Raw genomic sequence first — 12,391 nt, forward strand, 5'->3', positions numbered from 1 at the left:
CTGAAGCCCATCGATCATGATCGTGCTCAACGGTGTACGGGCGCGACGCTGTCGTTCCTGTCGTCGGTCGTTCCCAAGACCTTCGACTATGCCCGCATCGATGAAGGCGACGCGCCGCGGCTTGCCCGCATGAAGGCGCCGGCCTGGACCTTCATCCACGGCCCGCGCTCGTCGCTGTCGTCGAGCGCGATCCGGAAGATGGCAAAGGGATAGAGAAGAGCCAGCGTTTCGGCCGCCCGGCCATGTCGCTTTTGCGGCGGCGTTTGTCCAGCCGATCAGCGATGCTGGCCTGACATGGCAGTTCAAACCAAGACCCAACCCGCAGTCGATCCGGAGCATGGCAGCGCGCCCACGCCGCTGATCGCGATTGCCAGCGTCATCGTGTCGATGGCGCTGATCGCCATCGGCAACGGGCTGATGTTCGCCTACATCCCGGTCCGGCTCGGCGTCGAGGGTTTCGATCCGACCTGGGCCGGGCTGATCATAACCGGCCTGTCGGCCGGCGGCCTCGCCGGCTGCATCCTCACCGGACCACTGGTGCGCAGGGTAGGCCATGCCCGGGCCTTCATGGTGTTGTCGGCGCTGATCGCGCTCGCCAATGCCGCCGTCGGCGCAGGGCCGTATCCGGTTTTGTGGATCGCCGCCCGTGCGCTTTACGGCTTTGCCATATGCGGCCTGTTCATCGTCGCGCAGAGCTGGCTGAACGATGCGGTCGCCAATGCCATACGCGGCAGGGTGATGGCTTTTTTCTACGTCGCCTACGTCGCCGGGCTGGGTGTCGGCTATGCGACGCTGGCGCTGGTCGATATCAAAACGGCGGACGCGCCGCTGATCGGCATCGCCTTTACCGCTCTGTCGATCCTGCCCGTCGGCATGACGCGGCTGGCGCAGCCACCCGCTCCTCAGGCGGCCTCGGTGGCGCTGCGCTGCGCCTGGCGGATTTCGCCGGTCGGTGTTGCCGGCATGCTGGCGGTCGGCGGGCTGTCCATGTCGATCGCGGGTTTCGCGCCGATCCATGCGACGGCCAAGGGTTACAGCCAGGCCGATGTGGCGCTGCTGCTTTCGGTGATGCCGCTCGGCACGCTGATCCTGCAGCTTCCCTTCGGCTGGATTTCCGACCGCACCGACCGCCGTTACGTGCTGATCGGAGCGTCCGCGCTAGCTGCGGCGGCGGGTATGTTCGCGCTCGGTTTCGACGGCGGCGCGCTGCCGGCGCTGCTGGTGATCTACGTCTTGTGGGACGGCGCCTCGGAATCGATCTATTCGCTGTCCAGCGCGCATGCCGCCGACCGTGCCGGCAAGGACGACATGGTGGCGCTGTCCAGCTCGCTCTTGTTCGCCTGGTCGCTGGCCGGTTTTGTGGTTCCGGGCATCGTGACGGCGCTGTCGGCGGTCTTCGGCACGCAAGCCTTCATCTATGTGGCAATCGTCACTGCCTGTGCTTTCTGCCTTTTCGTGCTGTTGCGTGTGTTCACCACACAGGCCGTGCCTGCCACTGAGACCGGCAGCTTCGCACCGATGACGGCGCAGGCCCCGCTTCCGGTCGAACTCGCCTATGCGCCGGACGAGCCCGCAGGCCGGGCCAAGGACTGAAGGCTGTTTGTCCCGCCGCAATTGCTTACTGCTTGCGAGCTTCGGGCGCCGGCGCTTCCGGTGGCGGCAGCGGAATGGAGATGCCCTCGCTGTCGAAAGCCTGTTTGGCGCGTTTCGTCATGTCGATGTTCGTGGAGAAATAGTCGACCGCCGAGGTCCAGTAGCGCAAGGTAAGCGAAACGGTCGTATCGCCAAGGCCGGCCACGAAGGCGATCGGCGCCGGTTCGCGACGGATGCGCTTCTCGGCGCCGGCAAGGGCGAGCAATGTCTTCTGGGCGCCGTCGATATCGTTCCACGAGCCGATGCTCAGGCTGATGTCGGCGCGGCGCACGCCATTGCGCGAGAAATTGCGCACCGGCTGATTCCACAGCGTCGAATTGGGCGCCAGGATGTAGAGGCCGTCGGCGGTCCTGAGCCTGGTGGCGAACAGGCCGATTTCCTCGACCGAACCGGCGATGGAACCGACCTCGACGGATTCGCCGATGCGGAACGGCCGCAGCGCCAGGAGCATGATGCCGGCGGCGATGTTCTGCAGCGTACCTTGCAGCGCCAGCCCGATGGCGAGGCCGATGGCGCCGATGGCGGCGATGATCGAGGCGGTCTGCACGCCGAACTGGCCGAGCACCATGATGACGACGAGGATCAGGATGGCGTAGCGGACGATCTTGGAAAAGAAATGCCGCAACGTCGCATCGAAACCGTGGATGTGACCCAGGCCGGCAAAGATCGAACGCTCGGCGAGGCCGGCGACGATGTAGCCGACCACCAGCAGGATGACGGCGCCGATGGCGGAGAAGGAATAGGAGACGATCAGCGTGCTGAGCTGCGCGAGGCCGGCCTGAACGGTGAGGATGGTGTCTTGCGGGTCGATCGGCATGGCGGGATTCCACTTTGTTTTGACGCAATTCCAAACGGAAAACCGCTTCACACTTTTCCTGGAATTGCTTCTGGTCGGTCAGCCGATAACCGCCGCGCGGCGCCTGGGTTCCGATCTTTTTGCCTGCCGCATGGAACAACAGGGCAATCGGCGAGTTCGCATGAGTCGGGCAGCGTCTTGAAACTGCAACGGAACTCTGCCTATCTAAGTGGTGTCACCTGCTTTTGGGGGTGATTTGGTTGTTCTTGCTGCGAAAGGAAATACACTGAGAACAGCACTGCGGAAGAAGGCCGATATCATGCCTTCGCCGGCCGGGATCAGCGTAGACGACGCCGTGTCCCGTGCCATCAAGACAGTCCTTGCCAGTCTGGAAGACTCCAAGGCCGAAAATATTGTCTCAATCGACATTCAGGGGAAATCGAGCCTCGGCGACTATATGGTTGTCGCGTCGGGCCGATCGCACCGTCATGTCTCGGCTGTCGCCGACCATCTCCTCAAGGCGCTCAAGGATGCCGGCCTCGGCACGGCGCGCGTCGAGGGGCTCTCCGGCGCCGACTGGGTCCTGATCGATTCGGGCGATATCATCGTCCACGTCTTCCGCCCCGAAGTCCGCGAATTCTACAATCTCGAAAAGATGTGGCAGGCGCCGGATCTCGAGGAAGAGACCCTTCACTAGGCTGCTTGTGCCGTTGCCCGGAAGTCGGATTTCGCCTTTGGGTGACATGCATTAACGGCTTATAGAGGCGGGATGAAGATTTCAGTTCATGCCGTGGGCCGAATGAAAGCCGGCCCCGAGAGGGAATTGGCCGACCGCTATTTCGAGCGCTTCGCCAAGAGCGGGCCGGCGGTCGGGCTCGAATTCTCCGGGGTCACCGAGATTGCCGAGGGCCGCGCGCAAAGCGCCAGCGAACGCCAGCGTGACGAGAGCTCGAGGCTGCAGGCGCAGTTGCAGCCGGGCACGGCCCTTATCCTGCTCGATGAGCGCGGCAAGAGCCTTTCCTCGCAGGATTTCGCCGATCGTATCGGACAGTTGCGCGATGGCGGGCGCAAGGCGCTGGTGCTCGCCATAGGCGGCGCCGATGGTCACGACCCATCGCTGCGCGGCCAAGCCGATCTGGTGCTGTCGTTCGGTGCGCTGACCTGGCCGCATCAGCTGGTGCGCGTGATGGTGGGGGAGCAGCTCTACAGGGTGGCGACGATCCTGTCAGGCCACCCCTATCACAGATCCTGAAAGCTCCCGGATCGCACCGAATTCCGCCCCAATGCCGCGCGAGACCGGGCTGGGACTATTTTTCCATGTGCATGCCGTTATCCCAGGACAACCGCGCGGTTCTGGGCGACAGGCGTCAACATGGTTGATGGTTCGTTAACGAAGCCGCGGATAGAATCGACCGGGAATGTCTGAAGGCTGGAAATCGACACCGGGCTCAACAAGGGGCTCATCAACCGGGCGCTTCTGGCGCGCGCGTTGCGGCGTCGCGGCGGCTGCGATCCTTTTGTCGTTCCACGCGGCACGGGCCGAGAACACGCTCGACATGGCGCCCGATCCGGACCAGAGCCGCGCCGAGTACGAACAGGTCTCCAAGGAAATAACGCTGTCGTCGGAACGGCTGGCCAAGCTCGCCGCCGATATCGCCGCGGTCAAGAAGGACCATGCGTCGATCACCGCCGCGCTGATCCAGTCGGCGATGACCGAGCAGAAGCTTGGCCAGGACATCGAGGATATCGGCGCCAAGCTGGAGGGGCTGAAGGGCCAGCAACAGAAGATCCGTGCCTCGCTTGTGGCGCGGCGCGACGTGCTGGCCGAAGTGCTGGGCGCGTTGCAGCGCATGGGCCTCAACCCGCCGCCGGCGATCCTGGTCAAGCCGGAGGACGCGCTGTCGTCGGTGCGCAGCGCCATCCTGCTCGGCGCCGTGGTGCCGGAATTGCGCCAGCAGACCGACAGCCTGCTGGCCGACCTCAAGGAGCAGACCCGGGTGACGGCCTCGATCGAGGCCGAACGGGCGCGGCTGACGGAAGCGGTCGGCGAGCAGGTGGCGGAAAAGAAGCGGCTCGGCATGCTGCTCGAAGCCAAGCAGAAGCTCGAGGCCGATACCCAGGCGCAAATGGCGGCCGAACGGCAGCGTTCAGAGCAACTGGCGGCCAAGGCTTCCAGCCTGAAGGACCTGATCGCCTCGCTCGAAGCGCAGGCCGACAAGACCCGCAAGGCCGCCGATGCCGCCAAGGCCGCCGCCGCGGGCCAGGCGGGTGACGATCAGACTGGCGGCGACACAACGGCATCGCTGGCGGCAATCCCTGTCCCCGAAGGCAACCGGCTCACCGCGACGGCTCCGTTCTCGGCGCTGCAGGGGCAAATCGCGCTGCCGGTCACCGGCCGCATCAAGCGCCGTTTCGGCGCCGATGACGGTAACGGCGCAGTGATGCTTGGCGACATGCTTGCGACACAATCGGGAGCCATCGTTACCGCGCCGGCGGATGGGAATGTGCTTTATGCGGGGCCGTTTCGCTCCTATGGTCAACTCTTGATCCTCAATGCCGGCGACGGTTATCATGTCGTTCTGGCGGGGATGAGCAGAATCAGCGTCGTGACTGGCCAGTCGGTGCTCGCAGGAGAGCCGGTCGGCGCGATGGGAGAGGCCCGGGTGGCAAGCACCTCGGTTTCGAAGAATGTAAATGCCACGCCGGAACTCTATGTCGAGTTCCGCAAGGATGGAAAACCCGTCGATCCGGCCCCATGGTGGGCGGACCGTTTTTCTGGAAGGACGTGAAATGATGCGGAAACTGTCGCTTCTGTTTGCCGGTGCGCTGATGGGCGCGTCCGCCATGAGCCTTGTCTATGGTGCTCCTGGCTCGTCGGCGAACGCTGCGGGATCGGAGACCTACAAGCAGCTGGCGATCTTCGGCGACATCTTCGAGCGGGTCCGGGCGCAATATGTCACGCCGCCCGACGACAAGTCGCTGGTCGAGAACGCCATCAACGGCATGCTTTCCTCGCTCGATCCGCACTCTTCGTACATGAACGCTGAACAGGCGCAGGATATGCGCGTGCAGACCAAGGGCGAGTTCGGCGGCCTCGGCATCGAGGTCACCATGGAGAACGACCTGGTCAAGGTGATCACGCCGATCGACGACACACCTGCCGCCAAGGCCGGCGTGCTGGCAGGTGACTACATCGCCAAGATCGACGGCGAAGAGGTCCGCGGCCTGACGCTCAACGACGCGGTCGACAAGATGCGCGGCCTGGTCAACACGCCGATCAAGCTCACCATCCTGCGCCAGGGCGCCGACAAGCCGATCGAGTTGACGGTGGTGCGCGACATCATCAAGGTCAAGGCGGTCAAGTTCCGTGTCGAGAACGACATCGGCTACATGAAGATCACCTCCTTCACCGAAAAGACCTATGACGACCTCGAGAACGCCATCGAGACCATCAAGAAGCAGGTGCCGGACGACAAGCTGAAGGGCTATGTGCTCGACTTGCGCCTCAATCCGGGTGGTCTGCTCGACCAGGCGGTGAGCGTGTCCGACGCCTTCCTGAAGCGCGGCGAGATCGTCTCGACGCGCGGGCGCGATCCCAAGGACGTCACCCGCTTCGACGCCAAGCCGAAGCAGACCGACGACATCAACGGCAAGCCGATGATCGTGCTCGTCAATGGCGGCTCGGCCAGCGCTTCCGAAATCGTTGCCGGCGCGCTGCAGGATCTGCGCCGCGTCACCGTGGTCGGCACGCAGTCCTTCGGCAAGGGTTCGGTGCAGACCATCATTCCGCTCGGCGAGAATGGCGCGCTCCGGCTGACGACGGCGCTCTATTACACGCCGTCGGGCAAGTCGATCCAGGGCAAGGGCATCACGCCCGACATCAAGGTCGACCAGCCTCTGCCGCCGGAACTGCAGGGCAGGGACCTGACGCGCGGCGAGTCCGATCTCAAGGGCCATATCAAGGGCGCCGACGAGAGCTCGACGGGATCGGGCTCGGCAGCCTATGTGCCGCCGGATCCGAAGGACGATCTGCAGCTGATCTTCGCCGAGCAGCTGCTGCGCGGCGAGAAGACCGATCCGGCCTTCCCGCCCAATCCGGAAAAGGCCGTGCTCAACCAGTAAAATTCACGGCCAGCAACAGTCTGGCCGCCTGAACGAAGCAATGCGATGCTGCCGGGGCCGAAAGGTTCCGGCAGTTTGATTCGGGGGCAAGGCAAGGCCTCCAGATATGGCGCCAGGGGTGCGCCGGGGTTGATGAATTTGCGCATGTCCTGCCGAAGGGTCGCCTTCGGAACCGTGCGCTCCGGGGACAAGGCTTGGCTGATATCGGCAAGGACATCGAACGCCCGCTTGGACAGACCGTCCGGGTGCCGCGCGCCGCCGGCAAGGTCAGCCCGGGCATTGTCGCGGCGAGCGTTGTCGTATTGGCGGTGGTCGGCGTTTCAGCCGCGATCGCGCTCCGGGAAAAGCCGTTTCGCAAGCCGCAAGAGGTCGCCGTTTCGACGCCGAAAGTGACGGCGCCCGAGCCTGCCGCCGCGCCATCCGCTTTGGCCCCGGTCGCGGCGCCAAAGGTCGAAACGCCAGCCAAGACCGGTGGTCCGCAGATCATCCATGTGCAGAAGCAGGAGGGCGATGGTCCTCCGCAGGCGGCCATCGTCATTCGCGACCCGTCGAGTATCGGGCAGAACCTGAAGATCGCGCATCTTCCCGACAAGGCGCTGATCGAAGCCAGCGATAGCGGGCCCTTGCCGATACGCTCCGCAGACGGAAGGCGGCCGTTCGATGTCTATGCGCGGCCATGGTCCGGTGCGCGCGGTGCGCGGGTGGCGATCGTCATTGGCGGGCTTGCCGTCTCCCAGACCGGCACCCAGGCGGCGATCGCCAAGCTGCCCCCTGAAGTGACGCTGGCCTTCGCGCCGCAGGGCAACAGCATTGGCCGCTGGATGCAGGCCGCCCGACAGGGCGGCCACGAGATCGTCATGCAGGTGCCGCTCGAACCGTTCGACTATCCCAACGTCAACCCCGGCCGCAACACGCTGACGGTGGCGGCGAGTGCCGAAGAGAATCTCAAGAACCTGCACTGGGCGCTGTCGCGAACGACGAACTATACCGGCGTCATGAACTATATGGGCGCCCGTTTCTCCGCCGATCCGGCGGCGATGGAGCCGTTCATGGCGGAACTTGGCAAACGGGGGCTTGCCTATGTCGACGATGGCTCGTCGGCGCGCAGCCTGGCGCCCGACCTGGCGCTGAAGGATGGCGTGCCCTTCGTCGCTGGCGACACGGCGATCGATGCGGTGCAGGATCGCGGCGCCATCCTGAAGAAACTGGACAGTCTCGAAGCCACCGCGCGGGCCAAGGGCACCGCCGTCGGCATCGGCTCGGCCTTCGACCTGACCGTCGACACCGTTGCGTCCTGGATTGCCGAGGCCAGGAAGCGCGGCATCGAGATCGTGCCGATTTCCGCGGTGGCCATAGACCCGCAAAAAGGCTAGCCACGCCTGGCCGCGAACCGCTCGGAGGACAGATAATGGCAAAGACGAAAAAGGTCGACCGCGAAGCGCTGCCTTATCGTCCCTGTGTCGGGCTGATGATCCTCAATGGCGAAGGCCTGGTCTGGGTCGGGCATCGTATTGTCGAACCCGACAGCGAATTCGCAGGCGCGACGCAGCTCTGGCAGATGCCGCAAGGCGGCATCGACAAGGGCGAGGAGCCGCTGCAGGCCGCGGAGCGGGAGCTCTATGAGGAAACCGGCATGCGCGGCGTCTCGCTGCTCGCCGAGGCTCCGGACTGGATCAACTACGATCTGCCGGACCATCTGGTCGGCATTGCCCTGAAAGGGCGGTATCGCGGCCAGACGCAGAAATGGTTCGCCTTCCGCTTTCATGGCGATAGCGACGAAATCCAGATCAATCCGCCGCCGGGTGGCCACACCGCCGAATTCGACAAATGGTCGTGGCGGCCGATGCGGGACCTGCCCGACCTGATCGTGCCGTTCAAGCGCAAGGTCTATGAAGACGTGGTGGCGGCGTTCCGGCACCTCGTGCCGTAGCTGGACGACCGGCGGCCATGGTTCGAAGGGCCGCAGTTGCCGCGCCGGCCCAGCGGTCCTATTGATGCTTATCCGCCACAAGGAGGGTCGCCATGAACGACGCCCCTACAAAATTGCTGCCCGAGGACGTTGTTGCCATAAGTGAAGCGGCGGCCGGAGCAATCCTGACCATCGATCTCGATGCGATCCGCGAAAACTACCGGCGACTGAAGACAAGGCTGGGCAGCGTGCGCTGCGCCGGCGTGGCCAAGGCCGACGCCTATGGTCTCGGTGCCGCGCAGGTGGCATCGGCCTTGATGAAAGAAGGCTGCGACGTCTTCTTCGTCGCGCTGCTGGCCGAAGGCATCGCGCTGCGCGAGGTGGTTGGGAGCGAACCGGAAATCTACGTGCTGAATGGACTGCCGCCGGGTTCCGAGCCGGAAGCCGTGGCGGCCGGCCTGTGCGCGGTGATCAACAGCGGTGCGCAGTTGAAGGCCTGGAGCGCGGCCGCGCGTGACGCCAGGCGCCGGCTTCCGGCCGCCATCCAGGTCGACAGCGGCATGTCGCGGCTTGGCATGGCGCCAGCCGAGGTCGAGGCCGTGGCCAAGGATACCGGCGCGCTCGATGGAATCGATGTCAGATATGTGATGAGCCATCTGGCTTGCGCGGACGAACCGCGCCATCCGGCCAACGAAGAACAGCGGCTGGCTTTCGAGCGGCTTCGCGCCATGCTGCCCGAGGTGCCTGCTTCGCTTGCCAACTCCTCCGGCATCTTTCTTGGTCCGCCCTATCACTATGATCTCGCCCGGCCGGGGGCGGCGCTCTACGGCATCAATCCGACGCCAGGCGCACCCAATCCAATGCTGCCCGTGGTCCGGCTGCAAGCCAAGGTGGCGCAGACGCGCCGGGTCGAAAAAGGCACCGGTATCGGCTACGGACACACTTACTACGCGGACGGCCCGTTGAGCCTGGCGACGATTTCGTTCGGCTATGCGGATGGCTGGCTGCGGCGTTCCGCCTCGGCAGCCTGGTTCGAAGGCATACGCCTGCCTTTCCTCGGGCGCGTGTCTATGGATTCGATCATTCTCGATATTTCCGCAGTGCCGCCCGGCAGGCTGCGCGAGGGTGATCTTGTCGAGCTGATGGGTCCTTCGCAGAGCGTCGACGATGCCGCCGGCCATGCCGGCACCATCGGCTATGAAATCCTGGCCAGTCTTGGTCCCCGCTTTCACCGGCGCTATGTCGGCGGTTGAGCGGTTTGGCCACGCTTGACAAGCGGGCGCCTGTCGGCAAGGTTCGGGGCATGAGCAACCTCGCTTACATCAGAACCTTGTTCAGGGTCTGCCCGATCGCGGGATCGTAGCCCCGGCGCGGCCGCCTTTTGGCGTCCGTCCGTACCGGGGCATCCATACATCCAAAATCGCCATCAAGCCGTCCAGCCTTTTGCCGCTGGCGGCTTTTCGTAGCGCCGCCAGCGTGGCGGCAGGCGCGCATTCGTTCGACGCGCCGATCCATGAGGTTTGCCATGCAACATGCAACAGGACTGCGCCCAAGCAGCCAGATACTGATCAGCAACACCGACCATGACAGGTTGACAGGCCTGGCGAGGGCCTTGCTCGACCGTGCCCCCGAGACGGCCGAGGAACTGCTTTCGGAAATGGACCGGGCCATCATCACGGACGCGGCGACGATGCCGGCCGGGGTGGTGCGCATGGGTTCGATCGTGACGGTCCGCACCGAGGGCGGCGATACCCAGCGCATCACGCTGGTCTATCCCGGCGAAGCCGACATTGCCGAAAACAGGATTTCGGTGCTGACGCCGATGGGAACGGCGCTCATCGGAGCGGCGATCGGGCAGACGGTGTGCTGGAGCAGTCGTGACGGCCGTGAACTGTCGGTGACGATCGAAGCCGTCGACTCGCCGGCCTCCGGCCAGCAGCGGCGCTGATCGTGGAGGCGGTGATGACGAGCACGAATTGCTGCCTGACGACGAAAGACTTCGCTGTCCTCGAAGTCATGCTGGAGCGCCGGCGGGCATTCGCGGATCCGGTCGTGCACATGCTCGAATACAAGCTTTCAAGCGCCGACGTCGTCCCGATCGATTCGGTCGGCCCCGATATCGTCACGCTGAACAGCAGGGTGGTGTTCAGCGTCGACGCCGGTCACGCCGAGACGCGCACCCTGGTGCAGAACGAGGTGCGCGGACCGGTCGGCTCGAGCCTGTCGGTGGCAACCAGGCGAGGGCTCTGCATGCTTGGCATGGCGCAAGGCCAAACGGCTTCGATCGAGCACGCCGATGGCCGGCGGGAGTCGATCCTCATCAAGGCCGTGCTTTACCAGCCGGAGGCTGCCCGGCGCGCGGTCAGGCAGAAAGACCGGGCAGACGGGCAGCGACCGCATGGGCTCACTCTCGTCTATAGCGCCGCAGCCGATTGGCGGCCTCTTGGCGAGACGGCCGGAATGCGGCAGACAGAAGACGACGACCCCGGTCCCTCGGCGGCGTGAATAGGCCACAGCGCATGGTTCTCGAAAATCGGCATCGATTTTCACCTGGGATCATGCGCAAATCGAGAAATGCGGTCGCGACCACGGGCGTCTTGGGGACGCGCGGCGCGCAAGGAGTGAACGATGAAGATCATGGTGCTGGGAAGTGGCGTCATCGGGGTGACCACGGCCTACTATCTCGCCGAGGCTGGCCATGAGGTGACGGTGATCGATCGCCAGAAAGGCCCGGCACTGGAGACCAGCTTTGCCAATGCCGGTGAGATTTCGCCCGGTTATGCCTCGCCCTGGGCCGGGCCCGGCATTCCGCTCAAGGCGATCAAATGGCTGTTGATGAAGCATGGTCCGCTGGTGGTGCGGCCGGCTTTCGATCCGCATATGTGGACCTGGCTGGTCAAGATGCTGCGCAACTGCACGGCCGAGCGCTATGCGGTCAACAAGTCGCGCATGGTGCCGCTGGCCGAATACAGCCGCGACACGCTGAAGGCGCTGCGCGAGGCGACCGGCATCACCTACGACGAGCGGACCCAGGGCACGCTGCAGCTGTTCCGCACGCAAAAGCAGCTTGATGGCACGGCGGGCGACGTCGATGTGCTGAAGAAATATGGCGTGCCCTACGAAATCCTCGACCCGGAGGGCTGCATCGCGGCGGAACCGGCGCTGGCCGGCGTGCGTGAGAAATTCGTCGGAGGGCTGCGGCTGCCGCATGACGAGACCGGCGACTGCAAGATGTTCACCGACAAATTGACGGAACTATGCGTGGCGCGGGGCGTGAAGTTCGAGTACGACACGACGATATACCGCGTCATCCGCAGCCGTAACCGCATCGCCAACCTCAGCACCAGCAAGGGTTTCAAGGCCTCCGACGCCTATGTGATGGCGCTGGGCAGCTACTCGGCGGGCTTCATGCGTCGCATGAAGCGGTCGATCCCGGTCTATCCGGTCAAGGGCTACTCGATCACCGTGCCGATCAAGGATGCCGACTTGGCGCCTGTGTCGACGGTGATGGACGAAACCTACAAGGTGGCGATCACCCGGCTGGGCGACCGCATCCGCGTCGGCGGCACGGCCGAGATCTCCGGCTTCGACCTCAGGCTGCATGAATCGCGGCGCCGCACGCTCGAACATTCGGTCGGCGATCTCTTTCCAGGCGCCGGCGCCATGCGCGAGGCGACCTTCTGGTGCGGTCTGCGGCCGATGACACCGGATGGGCCACCGCTGATCGGCCGCACCGAGCTTTCCAATCTCTATCTCAACACCGGCCATGGCACGCTCGGCTGGACCATGGCCTGCGGCTCGGCCAAGGTGCTGGCCGACATCATGTCGAACCGGGTGCCCGAGATCGATGCCCGTGCGCTGGCGCAGGAACGCTACCTGAAATAGGAGCGGGCTTCCTTCGGCATGTTGGG

At 64.6% G+C, this 12,391-nt stretch carries 12 protein-coding genes and 1 pseudogene; 12 read left to right on the forward strand and 1 reads right to left on the reverse strand.

The window, feature by feature from the left end; genetic code table 11:
• Window positions 1-39 precede the first annotated feature (39 nt).
• Both AC07SZ_RS18155 and AC07SZ_RS18160 read left to right on the forward strand, forming a co-directional pair.
• Window positions 40-213, forward strand: a pseudogene (locus AC07SZ_RS18155) (nicotinic acid mononucleotide adenylyltransferase); the annotation flags it as partial.
• 81 nt (window positions 214-294) lie between these two features.
• Complete coding sequence (locus AC07SZ_RS18160) at window positions 295-1,593, forward strand: MFS transporter (RefSeq protein ID WP_494915318.1); 1,299 nt, start codon at window positions 295-297, stop codon at window positions 1,591-1,593.
• Window positions 1,594-1,618: 25 nt separating this feature from the next.
• Here AC07SZ_RS18160 and AC07SZ_RS18165 read toward each other — a convergent pair whose 3' ends face one another.
• The gene (locus AC07SZ_RS18165; protein ID WP_056575238.1) at window positions 1,619-2,470 is read right to left on the reverse strand and encodes a mechanosensitive ion channel family protein; all 852 of its coding nucleotides are present in this window, start codon (window positions 2,468-2,470) and stop codon (window positions 1,619-1,621) included.
• Window positions 2,471-2,768: 298 nt separating this feature from the next.
• Between AC07SZ_RS18165 and rsfS the strand changes: the two genes are divergently transcribed.
• From rsfS to AC07SZ_RS18215, 10 genes are all read left to right on the forward strand, one after another.
• The gene (gene rsfS / locus AC07SZ_RS18170) at window positions 2,769-3,146 is read left to right on the forward strand and encodes a ribosome silencing factor (RefSeq protein WP_023766075.1); all 378 of its coding nucleotides are present in this window, start codon (window positions 2,769-2,771) and stop codon (window positions 3,144-3,146) included.
• A gap of 72 nt (window positions 3,147-3,218) precedes the next feature.
• Window positions 3,219-3,701 carry a 23S rRNA (pseudouridine(1915)-N(3))-methyltransferase RlmH gene (gene rlmH, locus AC07SZ_RS18175; protein ID WP_494915321.1) on the forward strand — a complete coding sequence of 161 codons (483 nt, stop codon included), beginning with the start codon at window positions 3,219-3,221 and terminating at the stop codon, window positions 3,699-3,701.
• A gap of 166 nt (window positions 3,702-3,867) precedes the next feature.
• Window positions 3,868-5,238: a murein hydrolase activator EnvC family protein gene (locus AC07SZ_RS18180; protein WP_056575244.1), complete on the forward strand. Its 1,371-nt coding sequence runs from the start codon at window positions 3,868-3,870 to the stop codon at window positions 5,236-5,238.
• Window position 5,239: 1 nt separating this feature from the next.
• Window positions 5,240-6,571 (forward strand): S41 family peptidase, encoded by a 1,332-nt coding sequence (locus tag AC07SZ_RS18185; protein WP_056575247.1) that lies wholly within the window; start codon window positions 5,240-5,242, stop codon window positions 6,569-6,571.
• Between the two features lie 194 nt (window positions 6,572-6,765).
• Complete coding sequence (locus AC07SZ_RS18190; RefSeq protein ID WP_172371888.1) at window positions 6,766-7,944, forward strand: divergent polysaccharide deacetylase family protein; 1,179 nt, start codon at window positions 6,766-6,768, stop codon at window positions 7,942-7,944.
• Between the two features lie 35 nt (window positions 7,945-7,979).
• Window positions 7,980-8,501, forward strand: a complete 522-nt coding sequence (locus AC07SZ_RS18195; RefSeq protein WP_056575254.1) for an RNA pyrophosphohydrolase — start codon at window positions 7,980-7,982, stop codon at window positions 8,499-8,501.
• Window positions 8,502-8,593: 92 nt separating this feature from the next.
• Window positions 8,594-9,733, forward strand: coding sequence for an alanine racemase (alr, locus tag AC07SZ_RS18200; protein ID WP_494915323.1), 1,140 nt, complete (start codon window positions 8,594-8,596; stop codon window positions 9,731-9,733).
• Between the two features lie 272 nt (window positions 9,734-10,005).
• The gene (gene rnk / locus AC07SZ_RS18205) at window positions 10,006-10,428 is read left to right on the forward strand and encodes a nucleoside diphosphate kinase regulator (RefSeq protein ID WP_056576455.1); all 423 of its coding nucleotides are present in this window, start codon (window positions 10,006-10,008) and stop codon (window positions 10,426-10,428) included.
• Between the two features lie 14 nt (window positions 10,429-10,442).
• Window positions 10,443-10,985, forward strand: coding sequence for a GreA/GreB family elongation factor (locus AC07SZ_RS18210; RefSeq protein WP_056576458.1), 543 nt, complete (start codon window positions 10,443-10,445; stop codon window positions 10,983-10,985).
• A gap of 123 nt (window positions 10,986-11,108) precedes the next feature.
• Window positions 11,109-12,365 carry a D-amino acid dehydrogenase gene (locus tag AC07SZ_RS18215; protein WP_172371890.1) on the forward strand — a complete coding sequence of 419 codons (1,257 nt, stop codon included), beginning with the start codon at window positions 11,109-11,111 and terminating at the stop codon, window positions 12,363-12,365.
• Window positions 12,366-12,391 lie beyond the last annotated feature (26 nt).

The organism is Mesorhizobium sp. GW821-FHT07A06 (genome assembly GCF_059419085.1).